The following is a 23,782-nucleotide window of genomic DNA, read 5'->3' as shown; positions in this document are numbered from 1 at the left end:
AGCTACGGCGAGAGTGCGGGAACGACTTCGACGTGATCGAACGTGATGCTTCCCGCGTGTTCGACCCTATCGCTCTGAGTGACCCCCTGAAATCGGGAATTGCGAATGTGGATGGGGCCGATGATCGAATTCGGAATTCCGCGAATGAACAAAACTCGTGGGCTGGCAGAGCTGGTAATGTTCTCGAGGTGGATGTTGCGGGCGATGGGTGGGTAGGGGCCGTTGGCTCCTTCCTCGTAGAGAAAATCGATGGTTAACACGGCCTCAGAGACTTGACCGATTTCGACGTTCCTCATGAAGACATTTTCGAGGATCCCTCCGCGGATGGCGTTGTTTTTGAAGCGGAGGGAGCGGACGAGTTGCGGGCTATCCATCACGCAATCTTCGATCCATACGTTGCGAATGTGGCCGGAACATTCGGAACCGAGAACTACCCCTCCATGGCCGTCTTTCATGGTGCAGCGGCGGATGATGATGTTCTCCGAGGGAATGCCGGTACGGCGACCATCGTCATTTCGCCCGGATTTGATGGCGATGCAGTCATCCCCGGTGTCGAAAACGGTGTCTTCCACCAGCACATCGCGGCAGGATTCGGGATCGCAGCCATCGTTGTTGGGGCCGTGACTGGTGATGGTGACGCCACGAACGGTGATGTTTTCCGAGAAGACGGGATGGATTTCCCACATGGGTGAGCGGATCAGGGTGACGCCCTCGATGAGGATATTTTTGCACCGATAGGTTTGGATGAAGCTGGGCCGGAGGTGATGGCCTTTCCCGAAGGTTCGTTGTTCAACCGGGCAATCTTCCGCCATCATCGCGCCGAGGGCTTCACGGTCCTTCGATTGAAGGCTGGGCCCCTTTTTCCGCAGCTTGGGGTCGTTGGGATTCCACGCCCACCAAGTTTTGTGAGTCGCGCCACCGTCGAGGGTGCCCTGCCCAGTGATGGCGATGTTTTCCTGATCGATCGCGTAAATGAGGGGAGAGTAATTCATGCAATCCATTCCCTCGAAGCGGGTGAGGACGAGAGGGTAGTCATCGAGATCAAAGTTCCATTCGAGAGTGGCTCCTTGGACGAGGTGAAGGTTGACGTTCGAGCGCAAAATGACAGCCGCGGTGAGCCATCGCCCGGGAGGAATGATCACGCGACCGCCACCCGCTTGATGGCAGGCCTCGACGGCGTCTCGGATGGCCTGTGTCGCAGGAGCATGCGGCTGCGCACCAAAATCAGTGATGGTGAAGTCACGATTAGGAAACGAGGGCGCCTGGATCCTCTTGAGAATGGGGTCGATGTCCTGCCATCCCGGTGAGATCAGTGCCGAGAGGGCGGTGGATGAGGTGAGGGCGAGGAGGAGGGCAATGAGCCGCGCTTTCATGGGGAATGATGGCGAGGTTCCCACCCGTTGAAGACGGTTTCCGGAGAGAGTGCGTCGTCCACAGGATGATGAGCCCAAGGCACGCGATGTTCGGTCGCAGCCCCAGGTCCTTGGTTACTGGATTCGCCGTAGCGAACGGTTTTTGCAGGGTCAGCAGCATTCCATTCTTTCCAGCCATCTGGTCGGATGGAGGCGTCCATGGTGCAATCGATGAAGGCGGTCATGGCGAACTCCCGCCAAGGTCTTCCGAGGTAGGTTTGGACGTCCGGTTCCCCGGTGATGGTGCAACGATGGAAGAGGAGACCGTAGGCTTGGTTGGCGGGCGTAGATGCAGCGGTGATGTAGCCGTCTTTGAGGGAATGAATCCGGCATTGTTCGAACCACGCGGTGGCGGCACCAAAGATGAAGTCGCAGTGGCCGAGAATCTCACAATCTTCGAAGTAGTGGCGACCTCGGTTGCAGAGGATGGTGTCCTGCCAGCCGAGAAAACGGCAGTGGCGAAAGATGAGGCGATCTCCATCGGCTCGTAGTGCGAGGGCTTGTCCTACTGGGCCAGCAGAGTTTTCGACGGTGAGGTTTTCGATTTCGAATCCGTCGCCATCGATGTGCAGGGTGGCTGTGCGAAAGGTTCCGACGGGTTGTCCGTCGGGTCCGGTCATGTTGGCGTGAATGCCGGCGGTGAGTCGGGTGGTCGTGGCATGATCGCCCACCAATCGGAGGTTGCCGCGCTCTTGCTGGACATAGACGCGCTCGGCGTAGGTGCCGGGCAGGATGCGGATGATCCACGGTTCGGTGGCAGCCCGGTAAGGGGCGGCCATGATGGCCTGTTGGATGGAGGTGAAGTCTCCACTGCCGTCGGCAGCGACGGTCGCATCGCCATAGGTGAGGTAGTGGGCGAGATCGAGACGGAGGCGGCGGATTTCGTCGACAGCGAGCTTGGCGGTGGAGAGCGCCCCCATGGCTGAGTAGTGGGTATCGTCCTGAATGCCCCTGGGTGCCGCGTCGATCTCCCCTGGAGCGAACCAGAGGTGCAGGGCTTTGCTGCCTTCTTCTCCGAGGGCGGCTTCCATGGCGGAGGTGCGTTTCTCTAGGTCGAGGAGCGGCACTTGCTCTGCGCGGGCGAGTTCGCGAACGGCATCGGGGTAGTCGCCGTGGGTGGGGATGAGTTGACCGTTTTGCCAACGGCGGCGGGCGACGGGGGTGGCGAGGATGGGGTGAGCTCCTTTGGCTCGGGTTTCGTGGACAAATCGACGGAGGAGATCGGTGTAGCTTCCGCGTGGCTCGGTGTGGAGTTTCGGTTGGTCGGATTTCTCATCGTTGTGACCAAATTGGATGATCACCCAATCGCCAGCCTGGAGTTGGGAAACGATGGGTGCCCAACGTTTCTCGGCGAGGAAGGACTTTGAGCTGCGCCCATTGCGGGCGTGATTTTCCAGGTGAGCGGGTTCGCGGACGAGGGTGCGGAAGAGTTGTCCCCATCCGCGTTCGGGATGTTCGATACGGGGTTTGTCCGCCATCGTGGAGTCACCGATCAGGTAGATGGTGGGGCTTGCGGAGACTCCGAGACAGAAGAGCAAAAGGATGAGGAGGGTTTTCATGGAGAGAGTCACAGCAGGGGCGTCACGGGAGAGTCCAATCGGCGTGGTTGATGCGAACCTGTTTTGCCGTGGCGTCTTTCAGGTTTTTGCATTGGAGCTGAGGGTCCTTGAGGGTGATGTCGATGTTTTCGAGGGTGATGGATTCGAGGGTGTCTCCGGGGTTGCCAATGAGTTGACCGAATGAGCCGTAGCTTCCTCGAACATTGCGCAGAGTGAGATGGCGGACGAGTGACGGCGGAGGTTGATGCCCCTGAAGATCGAAGAATTGGGTCCAGGGCCGGACGGCGAATAGAGAGCCGCGATCGCCTTGAAGTTCGATGTCTTCGTAGAGGAGGTTTTCGTATCGCTGGGGCGTGTCGGGTCGCAGTTTGAGTCGGATCAGTTGGTTTCCGGGGCCGACCTTGCAGCGGCGGACGATGACATTTCTGACGAGGGTGGCTTCGCTCCCGAGGGTGACGACGCCATGCCCGCGGGCGAACTCGCAGTCTTCGACAAGGATGTCTTCGACTGGGGGGCTGGCGGCGTCTTGGTCTGCTAACGGGCCTTTGGATCCTTTGAGAGCGATGCAGTCATCGTCGGTCGCAATGCGAGTGTTGCGCACGGTGACTCGTTGACAGCTGTCGATGTCGATGCCGTCGCTACTGGGGGCCCGCACCGGGGAGCCTTCGCCGGGGGCAAAAATATCGAGTCCATCGACCGTGACGTCTTGGCAACGGTAGAGGTGAAGATTCCAGAATCCGGAATTGCGGAGGCGAATGCCTTCAAGGGTGACGCCCATGCAGGTATCGAAGAACATCAAGCGTGGGCGCTCGACCTCAAGGTTGGTGCATCGGGGATTCTCCTGGCGTCGTTTCCAGAAGGCTTTCCAAAAGACTTCACCGTCTCCATCCAAGGTTCCATCTCCCCATATGCGGACTTGTGTTAAGTTGGAGGCGTTGATGAGTGCCATGCGCCAAGGGGTGGTGTGCCCTTCGATGCGAGTGGGTCTTTTCGGGTAGTCCTCAAGTTGTTGGGAGCCCTTGAGGATGGCCCCTGCTTCGAGGTGGAGATCGACGTTCTCTTTGAGGAAGAGAGATCCGGTGAAGAAGGTGCCGGGGGGGATGCTGACGGTGCCTCCTCCTGCATCGGCGCAGGCGTCGATGGCGGCCTGAATCTCGATCGTCGATGGTTCATCAGGGCGTGCACCAAAGTCCGTGATCGGGAAAACCTCCCGAGCGAGGAGCGTGGAGGAAATAGAGAGAAGGGTAAGGAAAGCGTGGAGTCCTTTCATGAGAGTCAATCTTCGGAGTGGAGGCGGAAAAAGGATCGCTCCCCAGGAAATGGAGTGGGGCGGGCGATGACGCGCGTGGCGTCATTGCCGAGGAAAGATTCGGCGGTGATCCAGTGGTCGAGGGTGGTGGATTCCTGAAGGCTGACGGGGGTACCTTCGGGAGCGGTCGCAAGGAGTTCGAGGCGATCGATTTGATGGCGGATTTCAAGACGCGTGTGAGAGAGAGGAAACTCGGGCGCCACTCTGATTTGTACTGGAAGACTGTGGGAGTCCCCGCTGGCATCTGTCACGGTGACGGTGAGGGAGGCGATTCCGATGAAATCCAGAGAGGGCGTGATGCGTGCGATCGAGGTGTCTGGAAGCCACACAGCCGTGCAGTTGAGGAGGTTGGAGAAGGTGTAGCGAGGTGTGTCGGTGTAGCCGCGGGTGTGGAGGGCGAGGTCGATTTCGACGGAGTTTCCCGTGAGGCACCGGGTATGCACGGAGGCGAGGAAGTGGAGGTAGTCGTCGAGGACGGTTTGGCCATCGCCATCAAGGTCGGCATGGGCGTCGGAAAAATCGCCATGAGCGGAGGATGGGTTGGAGCCATGGAGCGTTTCCCACCAGTCGGGTAAGCCATCGCGGTCGTGATCCCAGCCGGGCGGACGCTCGGTGGTGGGATAGTCTTCCCAGCCGCCGACGTCTTCCTGGGAGTTGGGAAGTCCTGGGGCTCCACCATAGGGACCTTTGCCGGTGACGGAGGTGGTGCCGTCGATGGTTTCCTGGATGATCCGGGAGTCGTGGTCGTCGAGGGGACGGTTGGCGCCGCTGTCCGAGAGGACTCGCTTGAAGGCGGCGGTGGCGGATTGCTCTGAGATCAAGGAGATGCCATCGAAGAAGGGTGTGGTGACGAAGGTGTCGTAGGAGGGCGTGGGAATGCCACTGTCGACGACACTGCGGCGCCCGATGGACTGGTTCGATTCATCGAAGTAGCCCTCCATGATGTTGCCGGAGAAAAAGCACTGCTGAGATCCGCCGAAGAGGTCCTCGTGGTTCATGGTGAGCGCAAAGGGAGTGAAGATCGTGGCGGCTCCGGGTTTGTAGTAGTTGCCAATGAAGTTCACCTCCATGGCGCCGCCGTCTGTGGTACGGGATTTCCAGTTGTAGATGACGTTGTTGCGGATATCGAGCCGACCGGCAAATCGGTTCTGGGCATCGAGCCCACCCCCCATCGACCAGTTACGCCCTGAGCAGTGGGCGAGCAGGTTGTGGTGGTAACTGGCAGTATCGCCCCCAATGGTGGCCGCATAGCCGTGGTCGGTGCCGGCAGGGTAGTTTTGATGTCCGGCGATGGCGAGGGCTTCGGAGATCAGTGAGTTTTGGAGGGTGATGTTTTTGGCACCTCGACCGCTGAAGGCTTCGTCGATGGACCAACTGATGGAGCAGTGATCCATGATGCTGTGGTCGCATCCCGCGAGGCCGCCGCCGTCGACTGTGGCTCCGCTGATGTCGCCGGGACGATTGCGGAGGAAGCGCACGATGGTGTCGTCGGATCCACTAAGGCCGAGGGGCCATTGGCGCAGGCAGATGCCTTTGCCGGGGGCGGTCTGCCCTGCGAGGGTGACGAAGTCATCGTTCAAGGTGAGTCGTTCTTTCACGGTGATCAGCCCGCCGACGTCGAAAAGGATGATTCGTGGGCCGGATTCTTCTTGAATGGCGTAGCGCAGGGTGCCGGGGATCGGTTCTTCGCCTGATGAGTAGTCATCGAGGGAGGTGACGTGGACGATGTTGCCGCCGCGTCCGCCCCATGCGAATCGGCCGTAGCCTTCGGCACCGGGAAAAGCCAGGCGGCGGCGTCGAAATGACCATACGGTGCCGGGAGTGATGGTGCCATTGGCATGGATTTCATCGACCCGCCAGAAGTAGGTGACCGGAGCTAGGGTCGGGGAGAAGGAATCGGTGCTGTCGGATAGGTTTCCAAGGAAGAGGGGAGAGTCGATGGTGGCGGTTTTGACGGCGGCGCGATCGGTGCCGAGATAGAGGTGGTGGGAGAGAACGTCGCCTGAGAGAGCGGGCTCCCAGCGGAGGGTGAGGGTCCCGTGATCGGCATCTACGTGGGCATCGCCATCTGCCGGAGAAGGGTTATGGGCGGTTTGATACAGGTTGGGAGTGTCGATCTCGAAACCATTGATCATGGGGTTGCGGATCGGGTAATCGCCAGTGGCGGTGTCGGCGGAGAAAAGGATGGTGGTGACGTCGGAAGGGTCGCTGACATGGAAGGTCAGGTAAGAGCTGCCGGCCATCGCGTTGGAGGTGGCCTTGACGGATTGAGCGATGGGGCCGAGGGCTGGAGTGCCGTTGATGGAGAGGTTCAGTGGCGCGAGAGATCCTTCGCTCCAGGCATTGTCGCAGCCATTGTGGAAGGTAAGGAGTGTGTGGGTTCCTGCGGAGAGTCCGCTGAGGGTCATTTGGATTTCCCCTCCTGTGGCGAGTTGGCTTGGGGCCACGGTGAGTCCGTCGCCGAGGAGGTCGAGGGTGCCACTGAGATGGCTAGCGTTGTAGATGAAGGTGAGCCCCGTTCCACCGGCGTTCGCGGAACCGGGAGTTTGGGCGAAGGAGATGGTCACGGTTTCACCGGAATCGGTGGTGAAGTGACGTGTGATCGGAGTGGTGCCGTTGGAAGTGGTGCTGCTTGCGATGCCTTGACTCCATTTTTGGTAGCCGATCTCGGTGTAAGCATCCAAGTCCTTGCTATCCCGGTTGATGTCGACTTTCAGTTCACCAGCAGCTGTAAGGGATAGGAGTGCGGAAATCAGGATCAAGCGCATGGGACCAAGGAGAGTCGCGTGCCTGCCATCACAAGGGAGGGACGCCCTGCAGCTCAATCATCCGTCCGGGTTAATGGAGGGCGTTTCCTTCAGCGGGTTGCCGGAGGTAACGGGTCGGCGAAAAGCTGACGGAACTTCTTGGATCTCGGCGTTGATCCGGCAGGGGGAAAGACGTTAAATCGCCTCAGGGAATCGTTTCCCGTCTCTGGATTTCTCGGTTTTCATCCTGTAATCATCTGTTCCATGTCCTACGACGCTCTTCGCGAAGAATGCCTTGCCGCTAACCTGCAATTGCCGGGGACCGGTCTGGTGGATTTGACTTTCGGCAATGTTTCGGTGGCGGACCCGGAGGCTCGGGTGTTTGCCATCAAACCCAGCGGCGTCGACTACAAGGTGCTGAAAGCATCGGATATGGTGATTCTGGATTTCGATGGCAAAGTGGTGGAGGGCGATTTGCGTCCGTCATCCGACACGCCGACTCATCGTTGCCTGTATCTTCATTTTGAGGGCATCCGCTCGGTGGTTCATACCCACTCGCGCAATGCGGTGGCGTTTGCACAGGCGGGTGTGGATCTGCCGTGCCTTGGCACCACGCATTGCGACTATTTTCACGGCGCGGTGCCGGTGACTCGGGACATGACGCCGGAGGAGGTGGGCGGAGAGTATGAATGGGAGACGGGGAAGGTGATCGTCGAGCGGTTTGCGGAGCTCAATCCGGTGGATGTGCCCGCGGTTTTGGTCAGAAACCATGGTCCTTTTGCTTGGGGACCGACCGGAGCGAAGGCTGTAGAGAATGCTCTGGCACTGGAAATCGTGGCCGACATGGCGATCAAGACGAGATCGATTCGCTCGGACGCGCCCCCGGCTCCTGACTACCTGTTGAACAAGCACTTCTTCCGCAAGCACGGGCCGGGTGCCTACTACGGCCAGAAGTGACTTCGGCAGCCCCCCGATTGGGGTGGCGGATCCCCCATTGCACGATTGGAATCTAGGTCTCAGCCTGCTCAGGGGCTCGCGCGACCGGGCTCCCATCCACACCACGTCTCATGAAAGTTATCCATTCTCCTTCGCCGACTGAAACTTCTGTTCTTGATACCAGCGGACTTCGCGACGCCTTTTTGCTCGAGGAGCTATTCGCTGCTGGGGAGATTGTGTTGGTGTATACCGAGCTGGATCGAGCGATTGTGGGATCTGCGGTACCGACCGATGGGGTGCTGACTTTGGCGGCCGGAGAGGAGTTGCGCGCCGCGACCTTTTGCGAACGTCGGGAACTGGGGGTTCTCAACATGGGGGCCAAGGGTTCAGTCACAGTGGATGGCACGGTGTACGAGCTGGATAAGTGCGATTGCCTGTACATCGGCCGGGGTAGCAAGGAGATTGCTTTTGCGAGCGACGACGCCGGTGACCCGGCTGGGTTTTATCTGATCAGTTATCCCGCCCATGCGGAGTATCCGACGACCCGCGCGACGCCGGCTGAGGCGAACCGGGTGGAACTGGGCAGTCCCGAGGAATGCAATGAGCGGACGATCTGCCAATACATCCACGAAAATGGCATCAAGAGCTGCCAGTTGGTGATGGGTTACACTGAGTTCAAGGCCGGGAGTATCTGGAATACGATGCCTGCGCACACTCACCTGCGGCGCAGTGAGGTGTATTGCTATTTCGACGTTCCGACCGGTCACGCAGTGCTCCATATGATGGGCGAACCTCAGGAGACCCGCCCCTTGTGGGTGCAGGACAAGCAGGCCGTCCTTTCGCCCGCCTGGTCGATTCACTGCGGAGCAGGTACCGCCGCTTATCGGTTTTGCTGGGCCATGGGGGGCGAAAACCAAGCTTTCACCGACATGGACCGGGTGGAAATTTCCGAACTTCGCTAAATCGTCATGAGCATTCTCTCAACATTCGATCTCAGCGGGAAGACCGCTCTCGTCACGGGCTGCAAGCGGGGCATTGGATTCGCCATGGCAGAAGGACTTGCTGAAGCCGGGGCGGACATCGTCGGCGTGAGTGCGTCGTTGGAACCGGGCAGTGACATCGAGAAAGCGGTCACGGCTTTGGGGCGGAAATTCACCGCGTATCAATGTGATTTCTCCGATCGTGAGGCGGTGAAGGTTTTCGCTGCGAAGGTTCTCGCCGAGCAGGGAACTCCCGATATTTTGGTGAACAATGCGGGGACGATCCGGCGGGCTCCTGCCGCGGAACATCCGGACGACTTGTGGTACGAGGTGATTGAAGTGAATCTGAACGCCCAGTTTGTGCTGAGCCGTGAGGTCGGAGCCAAGATGATCGAACGAGGCTCGGGCAAGGTGATTTTCACGGCGTCCTTGCTGACCTTTCAGGGCGGTATCACAGTGCCGGGCTATGCCGCATCCAAGGGCGGGATTGGTCAGCTCACCAAGGCGCTCTCGAATGAGTGGGCATCGAAAGGTGTGAACGTCAACGCGATCGCCCCCGGCTACATTGCCACGGACAATACCGAGGCGCTGCGGAATGATCCAACGCGTGCCCAGCAGATCCTTGCCCGGATTCCTGCGGGTCGGTGGGGAGATCCAGCGGATTTCAAGGGCCCGACCGTGTTCCTCGCCTCCGACGCTGCGCGTTATGTGCACGGTGAGGTGCTGGTGGTCGACGGGGGCTGGATGGGCCGCTGATTCTCAGGGTCTTTGCCGACCTTCCATGAACGCACCCGGGGTGGATCCGGGTGCGTTTTGGTAGGAGTTTAGAAGGTGAGCTTCCTTGGAAGGGCGTCGCGGTTGAGTTTATCGCAGGCGATCCGGCAGAGCTCCAGAACGACGGGCTCGCAGATGGAGTAGCGGACACTGGTGCCTTCTTTGACACGGTCGATGAGCCCGGCTTCGTGGAGGATTTTGAGTTGTTTGGAGACGTTGGCCTGAGTGGTGGGCAAGACGTCGACCAATTCTCCCACGGTGCGTCCGCCATCTTTCATTTCCTGGAGAAGTGAAAGTCGCGTCGGTTCAGAGAAGGCTCGGAAAAAAGTCGCGACGCGCTCCAGTTCGGCGGATTCCAGTTTCATGGAGTGGTCATAGTCCGGAAAAAACGCTTGCGCAAGAATAACCATATGGCTATATAGTGAACTCGTGCCGCAGGACGGCGAACCTCAACACAGCGAGAGCGATGAAGATGGATGCGAAGCAACTGAAGGATGAACTGGCAGGGGGAAGAGTGACGGTGGTGGACGTGCGCACCCCGGCGGAGTTTGGAGAGATTCACATCGAAGGGTCGGAGTTGATGCCGTTGGATCGGCTGCAGCCGGATCGGGTCAAAGGTCGGAGCTGTGTGCTGGTTTGTCGGTCGGGCAAGCGGGCGATGCAGGCGATGGAGCAACTGCAAGCGGCGGGCTGTGAGGGTCTGCGGGTTTTGGAAGGCGGGGTGATGGCCTGGGAGCAAGCGGGCCTTCCGGTGAAACGTGGAAAGTCGGTGCTTTCGCTGGAGCGACAGGTGCGGATCGCAGCTGGGTTGTTGGTGTTGACGGGAGTGGTGCTGGGAACCTGGGTGCATCCGGCATTTTATGGCCTCGCGGCTTTTGTGGGAGCGGGGCTGACTTTTGCGGGCATCACCGATTGGTGCGGCATGGCCATGCTTCTGGCGAAAGCTCCCTGGAATCAACGCTCCGGCCAGGTGGGCCAGGGCCATTCTTGTTCGGTGTGAATTCTAACCTGTTGAAATCGTCATGTTTCTTCGACAAATCACAGACTCGGTGTTGGCGCAGAATGCGTATGTGATCGGGTGTCAGCGAACAGGAGAGGCGGTGGTGGTGGACCCGGAGCGGGACGTCGATCGCTACCTGAAGATCGCGGAGGAAAATGGGCTGCGACTGTCAGCAGTGGCGGATACCCACATTCATGCCGACTACCTGAGTGGAGCCCGAGAACTGGTGGTCCGTCACGGGGCCCATGGGTATTTCTCGGCCGAGGGCGGCGAGGATTGGCAGTTCGAATGGGCGCTGGGGCGCTCGGGAGTGACGCTATTGAAGGACGGCGATGGGTTCTGGGTGGGCAATATTGAGATCCGGGCGCTGTTGACCCCGGGACATACCCCGGAGCATTTGAGCTTTCTGGTGATCGATCATGGGGGCGGTGCCGACGAGCCGATGGGATTGTTGAGTGGCGATTTTCTGTTTGTGGGAGATGTGGGTCGTCCGGACTTGTTGGAGAGTGCGGCAGGGCATGTGGGTGCTCGAGAGCCTGCAGCGAGGAAGCTTTATGAGAGCTTGCGAGAGACGGTGGACCTTCCGGGGTTCGTGCAGGTGTTGCCGGCCCATGGGGCGGGAAGTGCATGTGGAAAAGCTTTGGGGAGTGTTCCGAGTAGCGTTCTCGACTACGAACGTCGTTACAATGGTGCTTTGCGGCAGGCTTTGGAGGGGGAGGAGCAAAAGTTCGTGGACGAGATTTTGGAGGGTCAGCCGGAGCCTCCTTTGTATTTCGCTCGGATGAAGCGGGACAATCGCCGCGGCCCGGTATTGTTGGAGGGAGGCGAACTTCCGGTTCCTCGCCGGATCGAGGGTCGACAGGTGGAGGAATGGGTCGGTGTGTCGGGACGTGCTGTGCTCGATCTGCGGTCCGACCGGGTGGCTTTCATGGAGTCCCATGTCGCGGGTTCATTGTTTGCTCCGATGAGTGGCGGAAAGCATTCGGTGGCCGCAGGTTCCTATCTGGATGAAAACGACGAGATTCTTTTGTTGGTGGAGAGCGAAGAGCAGGTCGCTGCGGTGACTCGCGATTTGGTGCGGATCGGACTGGACCGGGTGGTGGCGTGGATGCCAGTCGAGGATGCCTTGGCTCAGGATTCCACCAGGAGCTCGATTCCTCGAATTTCAGCCAGGGACCTCGCCCGAGAAATCGTCGAAGAGGGAACTCAGGTCGTCGACGTACGAGGTTCTTCGGAGTTTTCAAAGGATCATGTGGCGGGGGCCTATTCGATGCCCTACACTCGTTTGGCGGAACAGATCGTTCCATTGCCCGAATCTCGCCACCTTCTCGTTCACTGCGCGAGCGGTTTGCGGGCAGCCATGGCCAGCGCTTTTCTCGCACGACAGGGGTGGAGCGTGACGCATGTAGATGGTGATTTTGACGAAATTCCTGAAACGCTTCGCACGGAGGCATCGACGGTGGAAGTATCATGAATCCACTTGCATGGGCCGGGGCGGTGGCGATTGGGCTATCGCTGGGATTGACTGGGGCGGGCGGCAGTATCCTGACGCTGCCGGTTTTGGTTTACTGGGCAGGAGTTCCGCCCCATGAGGCAGTGGGGGTGAGCCTTGCGGTGGTCGGCGCAGCGGCCTTGGCGGGGGCGCTTCAACGGCTCGGGAAGGGGGAGATTCATGGGCGAGCAGCTGGGATTTTCTCGGTCGCTGGGATGGTGGGTGCTGCCGTGGGGGCCCATTTTACGGGGTGGGTGACGCCAACGGTGCTGATGGTGATGTTTGCGGCTTTGATGGTCACGGTGGCGGTGAGGATGTTTTTGGGACGTGAAGAGGCCACCGAGCCCTGCCCGGAATGTCGACCCATGCGGTGCGCTCTGGCAGGAGCCGGCACCGGAGTTTTGACCGGATTTCTGGGAGTCGGAGGAGGCTTCTTGTTGATGCCGGCTTTGATGAAATTTGCGCGCTTGCCAGTGCGGATGGCCGTTGGGACCTCCTTGGCGGTGATCGCCGCGAATTCGGCGATGGGCTGGGTCTCCCATCGTGCTTGGGAGGGAAGCCACGGGGGCTTGACCTTGGGATTCGGCGGTTTGGCGGTGATGGGAACCTTGGTGGGAAAGCGGTTGGGGGGAAGTTTGCCGGCGAAGCGTTTGAAGCAGGGATTTGCCGGAATGGTTTTGGTCACGGGTTCGTTGGTGCTGTGGCGGTCGATGGGGGGCTAGCAGGCGGGTGTTTTTTGGAGAATAGGCCCGTGATCGCGGGATCGCGGATTCTTGACAGGGGGGCGTCGGGCAGAGTTTTTCGGGACGCGTCGACTCCCGCCCCGGGGAGGCGGTGATCCCCCGGTCATGCTGTTCAACTCCTTCGAGTTTCTTGCGCTGCTGGCGCTGACCTTTGTCCTGTATTATCTACCGATGCCTGGACGTCGGCAGTGGCAGGTGGGGCTTCTATTGGTTTCAAGTGCCCTATTCTATGGATGGGGAGCACCGGAGTTGCTGCCATTGCTGGCGCTTTCGTGCCTGCTGAATGCGGCGGCCGCTGGGAGGATTCTGCGGCTGCGCAGGCAGGGCGAAGATGCTCCGGCCCGGCGGACGATGAAGGCGACGGTGATCGCCAACTTGGGTCTATTGGCTCTTTTCAAGTATGCAGGCTTTTTTGCTGGGCAAGTTCCGGGGTTGCCGCCGACTTGGGTGGAATGGGCTCGCGGAATTCCTCTGCCGGTGGGGATATCCTTCTATACGTTCCAAGGAATCAGCCTGGTCATTGATGTGTGGCGCCGCGACGTCAGTGAGGCGACGGAGGAACGTTTTGTGAAGACGGGGAGGGGCCGGGTAGCGGTGTTGCGCGATGCCAGTTTCTATGTGGCATTTTTCCCGCAGTTGGTGGCGGGTCCGATTGTCAAAGCGCGGGAGTTTTTTGATCAAATCGGCGGCAAGGCGTGGTCGGAGATCGATTGGATCACAGTTCGCCGGGGATTGGTGATGGGATATTTCCTGAAAATCTTTGTAGCTGACAACCTCGCGGAACAAACGGGACTTCTCGTGATCGGGGAGGAGGGGCTGCGGTCCTTTGGCCCTGTGGGCTTGATGGCGATGCTGTATGGATACGGTCTGCAAATTTTTGCGGACTTCGCGGGCTATTCTCTGATCGCGATCGGTCTAGGGGCTCTATTTGGCTACCGCCTGCCGCCGAACTTCCACTTTCCCTATATCTCGACGAGTCTGACGGAGTTTTGGCGGCGCTGGCATTTGTCGCTGTCTTCTTGGCTGCGCGACTATCTTTACATTCCTTTGGGAGGCAATCGGAAGGGTTCGGCGCGAACGTATCTGAATTTGTTTCTGGTGATGTTTCTGGGGGGGCTGTGGCACGGCGCGGAGTGGAAATTTGCATTTTGGGGAGGATTGCACGGGGGATTTCTCGCGTTGGAACGATTGTTGGGTCGGCGCAATCGTCGGGAGAATGAAGGACCGGGTTGGGTGGCCATCCTGAAGGGATTCTATGCGTTTCATGTGGTGACCTTTCTGTGGTTGACCTTCTTGATGCCGGATTTGCAGCACATTTTGGGCTTCTTCCGAGCTTTGGGTTCGGAGTTTCAGCTTCCCGGGCAGCCCTTGTTTGCGTTGGGCGTGTATGGAGGAGTGGTGGTCTTGTATCACCTGTGGGGCTGGCTGCGTGAAAGGCGGAGTCGTCCGTGGATGGAGCATCCACCGATCTTGGTAGAGGGCGCCTTGCATGCTCTGATGATTTTTTTGATCGTGACCAATCCCGGGGCCCCACGCGGGTTCATCTATTTCCAGTTTTAATTGAGGCCGCTCATGATTCGCTACTTGATGGGATTTTTCGCTGTTTTGGGTTTGTGCCTGGCCATCCAGACAGCGGGCCTGCAAGCGGTGGGTGGGAAGACGGCGAAGAGCGAATCGAATTACTTTTCATCGCTGGCTCGACTGCAGGGGGCTTCCCGGGCGGATCCTCAGGTGTTGTTGTTGGGTTCCTCCCTGACGGGGCGCATGGCGGATCGTGCTGCCGCGGTGCCGGGGATCGTGAACCTCGGATGCGATGGAGGAAGTGCTGCGGTGACGTTGCGCGCTTTGGATCAGGGTCTTCTGTCACCGGCTCCGGTGATTGCGATCGAAGCCAATACGCTGGCCTACGATTTGGATGGCCGAGGCTCTCAAATGAGTCAGGCGCTGGAAGGAGAATGGTTTCACGTGGGGGAGCGGATACCAGTGTTGGGGGCGACGGCTCGGCCGACGGCTTTTGCTTACTCGTGGCTGATGAAATGGAAGGACGGAGATCCGGTGGCTGTTGGGGAGGCGCTGCCGACTTCCTCGCGCCCGGGTGTGTTCCATTCCGCCCCATCTGGGGAGCTGTCTTCTGGTGAGGAGAACTTGGTCGCTGAGCTCGCGGGCATCATCGGCCGGCTTCAACAAGGTGGGCGACGTGTGGTGTTGGTTTTATTACCACCAGGGGAAATCGAGGGGACTCCGGAGTGGCGAGTGGCTCATGCCTTGGCGGAGCGGTCGGGAGCTGAGTGGTGGGATCTCAACGATGGTCTGGCTCGCAACCAGCTGGGTTTTACTGATGGGCGCCACATGGATGCGACTTCAGCGGCCATGACGATGGCCAGTTTGGCGAGAGAGCTCCTTCCCGAAGAACCTGAGATCGGAGCTGGAAAGCCTTCGACCGAAGAGGGCTCCGGTGTTATGGGGAAAGAGTGAAACTGATCCGATTTGGCGAGCCCGGAAGGGAAGAACCGGGAGTGATTTTGGAAGACGGCCGCTGGATTGACGCCAGCGGCCAATTTCATGACTACGACGAGGCTTTTTTCGCTCTCGGAGGCATGGAAGCTTTGGAGGCTTGGGTGGAGGATGGGTGTCCTGATGGAATCGCGATTCCTCCTGGGTCCCGGCTCGGCCCGCCGATTGATCGGCCGTCGAAGATTGTGTGCATCGGGAAAAACTATCTGGAGCACGCCAAGGAGTTCGGAGAAGGCATTCCCACTGAACCTGTGCTATTCATGAAAGCCACTTCGGCTTGGAGTGGTCCACACGATGACGTGATCCGGCCGGAGGGCTCCACCAAGCTCGACTACGAGGTGGAATTGGCGGTGGTGATCGGTCGGACGGTTTCCGGCATCGTCGCCGAGTCGGAGGCCCTTGAGCATGTGGCGGGCTACGCTGTTTTTTGCGACTATTCGGAGCGGGCCTTCCAAAAAGAGATGGGGGGCCAATGGGTCAAGGGGAAGAGCTGTGACAGCTTTGCTCCCATGGGGCCTTGGTTGACGCCTGTCGGCCAGGTTTCGGATCCTCAGGCGTTGCGCCTCTGGTGCCATGTGAACGGTGAGCATCGTCAGAATGGGTGGACGGGGGACATGATGTTTGGTGCGGCCTACCTCATCCACTACATCAGCCGCTTCATGAGCCTGCTGCCGGGGGATGTGATTGCAACCGGCACGCCTTCGGGCGTGGGGATGGGCATGGAGCCTCCGCGATTCCTGCAACCGGGAGACTGCGTCGAATGTGGCGTGGAAGGTCTTGGTGAGCTGCGGCAGCGGGTGGTGGCAGGGTGAGGGGCTGTGTCATTCCGCCGAGAGCAGCCGCCATTGGTGCTTGCCCGGCGGCGGGGGGAGGAGTACCGCGGGCGTCGGAAGTCCCGACTTCCGGCCAACCACCCGAACGACCCGATGCCCATCGCACGCGCTCTTCTATCCGTTTCCGACAAGTCCGGCCTCGCCGAATTCGCCAAGGAACTCCATGACATGGGAGTCGAATTGCTCTCGACCGGAGGCACTTCCAAAGCCCTCCGTGACGCCGGCCTGCCGGTGATCGATGTGTCTGATTTTACCGGCGCTCCCGAGCTTTTCGAAGGCCGCGTCAAAACGCTTCACCCCAAAGTTCACGGGGGTCTGCTTTACAAGCGTGACGACAAGGAACACCTCGAACAGGCGAAGAGCCACGATGTTCAGCCGATCGACTTGGTGGTCGTGAATCTGTATCCTTTCGAGGAGACCATCGCCCGTGAGGACGTCACTCTCGCCGACGCCATTGAGAACATCGACATTGGCGGGCCTTCGATGCTGCGTAGTGCGGCTAAGAACTACGCCAGTGTCACGGTGGTCACCGATCCAGCCGATTACCCACGGGTGATCGAGGAAATGAAGGACCATAAGGGTGATACGACCCTGGGATTCCGGGAGCAGTTGGCCGTGAAGGTGTTCAATCGGACGGCTTCTTATGATCGTGCGATTTCCAACTACCTGGGAAGTTGCGACGAGGGCACCCGCTGCCGCTACACCCTCGATCTTCCGCTCGATCGTGAACTGCGCTATGGTGACAATCCCCACCAGAAGGCCGCCCTCTATGGGGACTTCAGCGGTTGCTTCTCCCAGCTTCAGGGCAAGGAGTTGAGCTACACCAACATTCTCGATATTGAGGCTGCAGCGGACCTGATCCTCGACTTCGTGCGGCCGACGATTGGTATTCTCAAGCACACCAATCCATGCGGTGTGGGCCAGGACGACGAAGACCTGCGCGAAGCTTGGAAGAAAGCATTTGAGACCGATCGCCAGGCTCCCTTTGGTGGCGTGATCGTTTGCAATCGCCCGCTCACGGAAGGCGTGGCACGCATCATTTCCGAGATTTTCACCGACGTGATCATTGCGCCCGATTATGAGCCTGAGGCTCGGGCCTTGTTGCAGAAAAAGAAGAATCTGCGACTGATGAAAATGAACGAAGCCTATCTGGCGGCGAAAAAAGACCCGCTGGTTCGTTCTTGTCCGGGAGGTTTCATGGTCATGGACCGCGATCACACCGCTCTGGGTCTTGATGATCTGGAAAGCAAGGTGGTGACCAAGCGCCCACCCACTCAGGAGGAAATGCGCGCCATGCGCTTCGCCTGGCGCGTGGTGAAACACGTGAAGTCGAATGCCATCGTTTACGCGAACTCGGATCGAACTCTGGGCATCGGTGCTGGCCAGATGAGCCGGGTGGATAGCTCACGCATCGCCGTGTGGAAGGCCGCCGAAGCAGGTCTCAGCCTTCAAGGTTCGGTGATTGCCTCCGACGCGATGTTCCCCTTTGCGGACGGTCTGCAGACGGCGATCGAAGCTGGTGCTACCGCCTGCATTCAACCAGGCGGCTCGATCCGGGATGAAGAGGTGATCGCTGCTGCGGATGCTGCAGGTATGGCGATGATCTTCACCGGACACCGCCATTTCCGCCACTGATCGGAAGGTCAGAATTTTCAAATGAGAAAAAGCACCGAGGCGTGAGCCCCGGTGCTTTTTCATGCGTGCGTATGGAAAAATGTGAAACCAGCGGACTTCTTTATGGACGCTCGCCTTCCACCGTCATCGCGCGGAAGATGGCGGGGTCATCGAAGGTGCCACACCCGACCCGACCGGAGGGATAGGTGGTGTCTTGTGCCGTGAGCACGGGGTTGTCCATGTCGTCCACGTAGGCGGCGATGGCTCCATCGGCCGAATGCGTGATGCGCAGAGTATGCCAGATCGGGTTGGTGCTGCTGGAGACCAACGGTCCGGCGGTGGTGCCGGTGGGGATGGGCACGTGAATGGTGTTTCGGGTATTGCCGTTCACTTTCATGATCACCGTATGAAGGGACCCGTCTGAATTTCGGCTCAGGTGGGCGTAGTAGAAGTGAGTGTCGTCGACGTAGCCGAAGATCAGGCTGAGATCGCGATTGACGGTGGCTTCCGTGGCAAGGCTCCGGCCTTCCACCGTGAGGGTGACATTGCGCCAATCGCCGGGCGCGAGAGCATAGCCGCCTGGACGCCCGACCATGCCGGTGACGGTGGACGATGCGGAGTTGGTCAGCTGCAAGTTCTGAGGCGAGAGGCTCCAACTTACGGTGGTGTTCGACCGGACCAATGTCATGCCATCGGGCAGGGTCGCTGATGGGAAGTCCGTGGACCATTGTGCGGTGTGAAATGCCCGGCGGGAGAGGGCGAGCGCCTTGAAGAAGCGTCGGTCGCCCGTGATGCTTTCATCCATTTCCCAGACGGATCCATCTCCTTCGATCGGTTCGGAAAGCGGTGACCAGATGGCGAGGTCGTCCGATTCGAAGGTCTGGAAGAGTTGGTTGGTGACCGATGGCCAGGCGAGTTGCAAGTCGGTGCCTTGACGGGCAAGGGTCATGGGCAGGCCTTCGTTGCCGACAGGATCGGTAAGGTTCTTGCCCCGGGAAGCGAACAGGTCATCGATGCAAATGGCGTCGTTTCCTCCCAGGAGGTTGGAGGCGGTGGCAACGAAGTGGGTGATCGGGTTTTCCGCGCCTTTGCGGAAGAAGAGAGTCGGCGTGATCGCGACCGGATCCCCTCCGTGAAGAGCTTGAGCATAAGCGGTCCAAGTTTGCCCGCCCGATGCAAAACCACCATTGTTGCCCACAAGCCAGACTTTCTGCCAGGTGCCCGTAGCGAGAGAAGTGAGGGGTGCGGTGGTCGGCACATAGGCATTCGCTCCCGCAGGGCCATCATAAACGGTGACCTCACCATCGGTGGCGACCCGCAGCTCGGTCTCAAAATCGCCGTAGGTATAGGAGGCCGGATCGGTGGGATTGAGCGCACTGACTCCGACGCTGTGATCGGTCTCCGTCCCTTCGATTTTCATTCTCAGGAAAAGGGTCAAGGTCTGGCTGACCTGAGTCGTGAAGGGCAACTTCTTGGCGAGGATGGCGGCTTGGTTGGTGGCCCCGTTCGGTGAAGCCGCATGGCGGAGGTAATGATTTCCGCTGAGTTCCTGTTCGATGGTGGCGGATTGGAGCTCCGCGTTCGGAACATCCCAGGAGGCGAGGAGGGAGGCTCCTTCAAATTGGTCGATCTGTTGCCAATCGGTGCTCACGGGATTCGTCAAATTGGCGTGACCGACATCGACGAAAAGATCGTCGAAGTAGATTTCTTGGCCGTTCTGAGCCTCACCACTGGCGGTGATGGCCGAGAGGATCCAGAGAAAGCGCTTGAGGCTGGCGGTGGTGCCATTTCGGAATGCGATGTCGGAGCGAACGAGCGTGGGAGTGGTGAGGGACCCACCCTGAACGTAGAGGTTCCAGGTGTCGCCGCTGGTGCCGGTTGCATTGTTGACCTGTGACCAAACGGAGTACCAGGTACCGGATTCGATCGGCGCTCCGTCGATGAAACTGCCGCCGCTACGGACCTGCAGGCGACCGTTGTTGAGGTACGAGCGCATTTGCATTTCGTAGTCTGCGTATGCCGTTGGGTTTGCGACATCGCTGAGGCCGAAGGTGATGTTATGGTCCTGGCCCGGAATATAAAACCGGAAGAATAGAGTTCCGTAGGAGTCGTCTGGAATTTCAGGAACCGCGATGCTGGCGGTGAGGGCGCTGGCGCTGCCGTGGGCTTGCAACCGCAGGACCCGATTGACCGGGCCTTCGAGCGGGTCATTGACAATCGAGAACGAGCCGCTGGCGGCAGGAGTCGTGGTAAAGCCAGAGGTCGATCCCGACTCAATTTCTCCGATGGAGGTCCAGTCGGTGAGCTCGCCACTTGGAGGAGTCACGGTGGGACTGGTGTCCTGTTTCACCTTGTAGATGCGACCATTCTGCTTGGAGAGCAGGTAGATTTCGCCGTCGTGGTCGGTGCCGAATCGGAGGTCGGCGCGGCTGGTGCCGAGAATGGAGAGGAAAGTGGTCGTGGTGCTGCCGACCTTGAGACCCAGTTCGAGAGGCTGGGCAGGTGCCTCGCCGGTGCTGGTGGAAGTTTGCAGACTCATGTCGGCTTCGTTGGCGATCCAGATGCGCCCGTTCACGATGTCGCCAAACAGGTAGTAGCCTTGGAGTTCCGGGATGGCGCTGCCGCGATAGACGCTGCCACCAGCAATCGCGTAGCCGGAGGCGTGGTCATATTGAGCGACCGGATAGGTGTAGCCTGCCGTATCCGGTGAGGGGAGGGGATAGACGTGGGTTTTGTCCGTGTAGGTGAATGCGAACGAGCCCTCGCGCCATGGCCAACCGTAGTTGCGGCCTTTTTCCACGAGTTCGACCTCTTCGATCAGGCTTTCTCCGATGTTGCCGCAGAGCATTTTGTGAGTGCCGCCATGGTCCCAGGTGATGCGGTGGGGATTGCGGAAGCCATTGGCGTAGACTTCACGCACGACCGGATAGCCGTCGCCTGGTGTGGGGTCCTCAGCTGCAATGTAGGGATTGGCGTTCTCCGATCCCGAGGGGAGATAGTAATTGCCGTTGGAAGAAAGGGTGAAATCGGCGGGATCTTGGTCGGGTGTAAGGACCGGGGCGATGCGCAGGATGCTGCCAAGTGGCGAGTCGATGCGCCCCAGGTTCGCCGGGCTATCTTTGACGATGGATCCACCATCGCCGATGCAGATGAAGAGGCATCCATAGTCTTCGTCACCGGGGGTGGCCGTGGGGTTGAACTCGATTTCCTGAACGTCGTGGTAGTCGTAAGGAAAGCCGATGCGCAGAAGCGTGCGGCGGGTGAAGTTCGGCGTGGTGAGATTGACCGATGAAGCGGCGGGGTCGTTCAAGGTCCATTCAGTCACGACTCCGACTTGGGAGGTGGCGGCGCTGATGGGACCCGAGAAGTCGACTGCGGTTCCATTGGCAGCTTCGCTGTGTGCGGTGTAGAACTTCCCGTAGCCCGAAGAGGCGGAATCGAGGAAATCCGGGTGAAAGGCAAAGGAAGTAAAACCGGTCCCCAAGCCCGGGCTGCTGATGAAAGAGGGAAAGGCGGAGGCCAAGTTCAGAAACTGGGTCGCTGAAGTCGCGCTGTTGGAGGCGATCACCCAGAGCCGACCATTGAGGTCATTGCAGAAGAGCCGTGAGCCATCGGGTCCTGGTTTGAGGTGATTGATCCGGGCAACGGGCGCGGAATTACTGCTCGCGGGAATGGTCACCCAGTTCTCCACGGCGACGCGAATGCCCGAAGGGAACGGCGAGGTCAGGGGATTCGAGAGCTGGGCGAGGGATGCAGTTGTGCATCCGCACAAAAGGGTCGCCGCAAGGCGCCCCACGGACGGGAATGGCATGGATGGTGACGGTGGTGTGGGTTCGTTTGGGGAGGACCAGGACAAATTGCTGGCAACACCTCATTCAGGGACCAGACAGCCCGAAATGCGATGGGAAGCGATTCGTGGGCACGAAAGCGGGGATCGTGCCCATCGTCTTCAGACACTCAAATTTGACATTTTTTCAAGTGCGGACCCGATTTCCCGCGATTAGCACTCGGCCATGCTTCTTGGCGTCAATGTCGATCACGTGGCGACTCTCCGGCAGGCTCGCTATGCGCTGCTGCCGGATTCGCCAAATGCTGAACCTTCTCCACGGGTCGCCTCGCTCGATGCGATGGCAGGTGGAGCGGATTCCATCACGATCCATGTTCGTGCGGACCGTCGGCACATGCAGGAACGGGACGCCTATGAAATCCGTCGGGAATGTCCGCTTCCCCTCAATCTGGAAATGGGCGTGACGCCGGAAATGCTGCGCTTGGCGCTCGATCTGAAGCCTGACTTCGTCTGCTTAGTCCCCGAGACGCGTGAAGAGGTCACCACCGAAGGCGGACTGGATGTCGCGAGCAGGGCAGAGGAAGTCAAAAGCTGTGTTGCCCAACTTCGTGACGCGGGGATCATGGTCTCTTTGTTCATCGATCCGGATGAACATCAGGTCGAAAGCACGGCGGAGTGCGCAGCTCAAATGATCGAGTTGCATACCGGATGTTTCGCCAACGCGACGGGAGACGACCTGAGGGTCGAGGTCGATCGGCTGATCTTGGCGGCTCGCATGGGGGCGGGAATGGACCTGCAGGTCAATGCAGGGCACGGGATCAACTATGACAATCTGAGTCGATTGTTCACCGTTCCGTTTTTGGCGGAGCTCAATATCGGACACTCTCTGGTATCGAGAGCGATGCGGGTGGGCCTGGAAACCGCGGTAAGGGAGATGAAGGAGGCGATGGCTTTCTATCCAGAATAGGATTCATGGAGGTTTTTGGGATTGGCATCGACATCGTTGAGATCGGGCGGATCGAAGAGACGCTTGAACGCCATGGGGAGCGGTTTCTGGAAAAGATTCTGACCGAGGCGGAGCGGGCCTATTGCCTAAGTCACAAGCGCCCCGCAGTTCACGTGGCCGCACGATTCGCGGCGAAGGAAGCGATCTCGAAAGCCTTCGGCACTGGAATTGGCAAGGATCTCGGTTGGTTGGATGTGGAAGTGATTCGGCATGAGACCGGAGCTCCCCTTGTGCGTCTCTATGGAGCGGGGGCAGTTTTTGCGCGTTCGGTGGGTATTGCCGAAGTGAAGATCAGCATCAGCCATGCTCGCGATTACGCTGTCGCCCATGCGATGGCGATGATCCGCTGACCGCTCGAAGATGACGTGCCGTTTCGCGGGAACCGAGGATCGCTGGTTCCCTGTAAAGAAGGGTGAGTGGGTCCGGTCAGGGGACCACTTCACAATCCGGGTCCATTGGTCGGATGTGGTGTCGGTGGATGCTTGGTTCCCCTGTTGCTCTTTGTTCTCTGTGCCGTGCTATTGAAGGACATCGGAGGACCGCTCATTTGGCCCCTTGCAGGCCTCGTCTTTGGCGTTATTGGCACGCTGGTAGGGTTCGCATGGCAATCCAAACAGGACTAGAACCACCAGAGCAGGCTCGCTCAACACGCAGAAAAAGGCCAAACGAGACCATCGGAAAGCCCCGATTGAGCCCGTCGTTCCGTTGCCTTCCGATGGTGCCGAGTGATGGACGCCGTTTCGGATTTTCGGGCGGCGTTTCCCCTCCGTGGTCATGGCGCCTCGTGATGAGCTCCTGTGACGTCCCGCCGAGACCACCCATGCTGTGAGGCAAGGAGGATTCACCCCGTGGCGGGCTCGCCGGTGGCGTAACCCGGCCGAGAGAGGGCGATTTTGACGAGGTTGTGCACGATGCCCTCGAGTCGGCACTGGGCGGAGACCTTGCGACGTCCTCGATCGTCGAAACGGTTCATGGCTTTGACATGGCGGATGTTGGCGAGAGCGGGTTCGATGATGCCCATGCGGTGGCTGTAGCGTTCGCGGCCTCCGGAATTGTCGACCTTGCTTCGCATCCCG

Annotated in this window: 19 protein-coding genes; 12 read left to right on the top strand and 7 right to left on the bottom strand. The window is 59.3% G+C overall.

Features of this window, described 5'->3' with window-relative positions; genetic code table 11:
- Positions 1 to 2: 2 nt before the first annotated feature.
- From HNR46_RS18770 to HNR46_RS18755, 4 genes are read right to left on the bottom strand one after another with little or no spacing between them, the layout of a single operon-like run.
- Positions 3 to 1,373, bottom strand: a complete 1,371-nt coding sequence (locus tag HNR46_RS18770; protein ID WP_184021816.1) for a glycoside hydrolase family 28 protein — start codon at positions 1,371 to 1,373, stop codon at positions 3 to 5.
- A complete protein-coding gene (locus HNR46_RS18765) occupies positions 1,370 to 2,971 on the bottom strand; it encodes a pectinesterase family protein (protein WP_184021814.1) in 1,602 nt (533 codons plus the stop codon). Before HNR46_RS18765 ends, HNR46_RS18770 begins: the two co-directional genes overlap by 4 nt.
- 22 nt (positions 2,972 to 2,993) lie before the next feature.
- Positions 2,994 to 4,241 carry a glycoside hydrolase family 28 protein gene (locus tag HNR46_RS18760; protein ID WP_184021812.1) on the bottom strand — a complete coding sequence of 416 codons (1,248 nt, stop codon included), beginning with the start codon at positions 4,239 to 4,241 and terminating at the stop codon, positions 2,994 to 2,996.
- Positions 4,242 to 4,246: 5 nt separating this feature from the next.
- Positions 4,247 to 7,048 (bottom strand): pectate lyase family protein, encoded by a 2,802-nt coding sequence (locus HNR46_RS18755; RefSeq protein WP_184021810.1) that lies wholly within the window; start codon positions 7,046 to 7,048, stop codon positions 4,247 to 4,249.
- A gap of 243 nt (positions 7,049 to 7,291) precedes the next feature.
- On the opposite strand from HNR46_RS18755, the gene araD reads away from it, so the two are divergent.
- From araD to HNR46_RS18740, 3 genes are all read left to right on the top strand, one after another.
- Positions 7,292 to 7,984 carry an L-ribulose-5-phosphate 4-epimerase AraD gene (araD, locus tag HNR46_RS18750; RefSeq protein WP_184021809.1) on the top strand — a complete coding sequence of 231 codons (693 nt, stop codon included), beginning with the start codon at positions 7,292 to 7,294 and terminating at the stop codon, positions 7,982 to 7,984.
- A 110-nt stretch (positions 7,985 to 8,094) separates the two neighbouring features.
- Entirely contained in the window at positions 8,095 to 8,925 is an 831-nt protein-coding gene (gene kduI, locus HNR46_RS18745; RefSeq protein ID WP_184021807.1) for a 5-dehydro-4-deoxy-D-glucuronate isomerase, read from the top strand.
- 12 nt (positions 8,926 to 8,937) lie between these two features.
- Positions 8,938 to 9,699: an SDR family oxidoreductase gene (locus tag HNR46_RS18740; protein WP_184021849.1), complete on the top strand. Its 762-nt coding sequence runs from the start codon at positions 8,938 to 8,940 to the stop codon at positions 9,697 to 9,699.
- Positions 9,700 to 9,767: 68 nt separating this feature from the next.
- Here the strand turns inward: HNR46_RS18740 and HNR46_RS18735 are convergent, their stop codons facing one another.
- Complete coding sequence (locus HNR46_RS18735) at positions 9,768 to 10,082, bottom strand: ArsR/SmtB family transcription factor (protein WP_184021805.1); 315 nt, start codon at positions 10,080 to 10,082, stop codon at positions 9,768 to 9,770.
- 101 nt (positions 10,083 to 10,183) lie between these two features.
- Between HNR46_RS18735 and HNR46_RS18730 the strand changes: the two genes are divergently transcribed.
- The 7 genes from HNR46_RS18730 (at position 10,184) to purH (ending at position 17,934) form a co-directional block, all read left to right on the top strand.
- On the top strand, positions 10,184 to 10,717 hold the full coding sequence (locus HNR46_RS18730; protein WP_184021802.1) for a rhodanese-like domain-containing protein: 534 nt from the start codon (positions 10,184 to 10,186) through the stop codon (positions 10,715 to 10,717).
- A 22-nt stretch (positions 10,718 to 10,739) separates the two neighbouring features.
- Entirely contained in the window at positions 10,740 to 12,191 is a 1,452-nt protein-coding gene (locus HNR46_RS18725; protein ID WP_184021799.1) for an MBL fold metallo-hydrolase, read from the top strand.
- Positions 12,188 to 12,931 (top strand): sulfite exporter TauE/SafE family protein, encoded by a 744-nt coding sequence (locus tag HNR46_RS18720; protein WP_184021796.1) that lies wholly within the window; start codon positions 12,188 to 12,190, stop codon positions 12,929 to 12,931. The genes HNR46_RS18725 and HNR46_RS18720 overlap by 4 nt, the downstream gene beginning before the upstream one ends.
- 126 nt (positions 12,932 to 13,057) lie before the next feature.
- Positions 13,058 to 14,512, top strand: a complete 1,455-nt coding sequence (locus tag HNR46_RS18715; RefSeq protein WP_184021793.1) for an MBOAT family O-acyltransferase — start codon at positions 13,058 to 13,060, stop codon at positions 14,510 to 14,512.
- 12 nt (positions 14,513 to 14,524) lie between these two features.
- Entirely contained in the window at positions 14,525 to 15,427 is a 903-nt protein-coding gene (locus HNR46_RS18710) for an SGNH/GDSL hydrolase family protein (RefSeq protein WP_184021790.1), read from the top strand.
- Positions 15,424 to 16,278, top strand: a complete 855-nt coding sequence (locus HNR46_RS18705; protein WP_184021787.1) for a fumarylacetoacetate hydrolase family protein — start codon at positions 15,424 to 15,426, stop codon at positions 16,276 to 16,278. The genes HNR46_RS18710 and HNR46_RS18705 overlap by 4 nt, the downstream gene beginning before the upstream one ends.
- A gap of 114 nt (positions 16,279 to 16,392) precedes the next feature.
- The gene (gene purH / locus HNR46_RS18700; RefSeq protein WP_184021784.1) at positions 16,393 to 17,934 is read left to right on the top strand and encodes a bifunctional phosphoribosylaminoimidazolecarboxamide formyltransferase/IMP cyclohydrolase; all 1,542 of its coding nucleotides are present in this window, start codon (positions 16,393 to 16,395) and stop codon (positions 17,932 to 17,934) included.
- A gap of 100 nt (positions 17,935 to 18,034) precedes the next feature.
- Here the strand turns inward: purH and HNR46_RS18695 are convergent, their stop codons facing one another.
- Entirely contained in the window at positions 18,035 to 21,724 is a 3,690-nt protein-coding gene (locus tag HNR46_RS18695; protein ID WP_184021781.1) for a PQQ-dependent sugar dehydrogenase, read from the bottom strand.
- A gap of 202 nt (positions 21,725 to 21,926) precedes the next feature.
- Here HNR46_RS18695 and HNR46_RS18690 point away from each other — a divergent pair, with 202 nt between their 5' ends.
- Positions 21,927 to 22,667: a pyridoxine 5'-phosphate synthase gene (locus HNR46_RS18690; RefSeq protein ID WP_184021777.1), complete on the top strand. Its 741-nt coding sequence runs from the start codon at positions 21,927 to 21,929 to the stop codon at positions 22,665 to 22,667.
- 5 nt (positions 22,668 to 22,672) lie between these two features.
- The gene (acpS, locus tag HNR46_RS18685) at positions 22,673 to 23,056 is read left to right on the top strand and encodes a holo-ACP synthase (protein ID WP_184021774.1); all 384 of its coding nucleotides are present in this window, start codon (positions 22,673 to 22,675) and stop codon (positions 23,054 to 23,056) included.
- Positions 23,057 to 23,547: 491 nt separating this feature from the next.
- Here acpS and HNR46_RS18680 read toward each other — a convergent pair.
- Positions 23,548 to 23,782: transposase (locus tag HNR46_RS18680; RefSeq protein ID WP_184021771.1), on the bottom strand; the 235-nt coding region annotated here is incomplete at its 5' end.

Source organism: Haloferula luteola (genome assembly GCF_014201715.1).
Lineage (GTDB): Bacteria > Verrucomicrobiota > Verrucomicrobiia > Verrucomicrobiales > Akkermansiaceae > Haloferula > Haloferula luteola.
The sequence above is the reverse complement of the archived record's forward strand: the minus strand, read 5'-3'. Positions and strand labels throughout refer to the sequence as shown.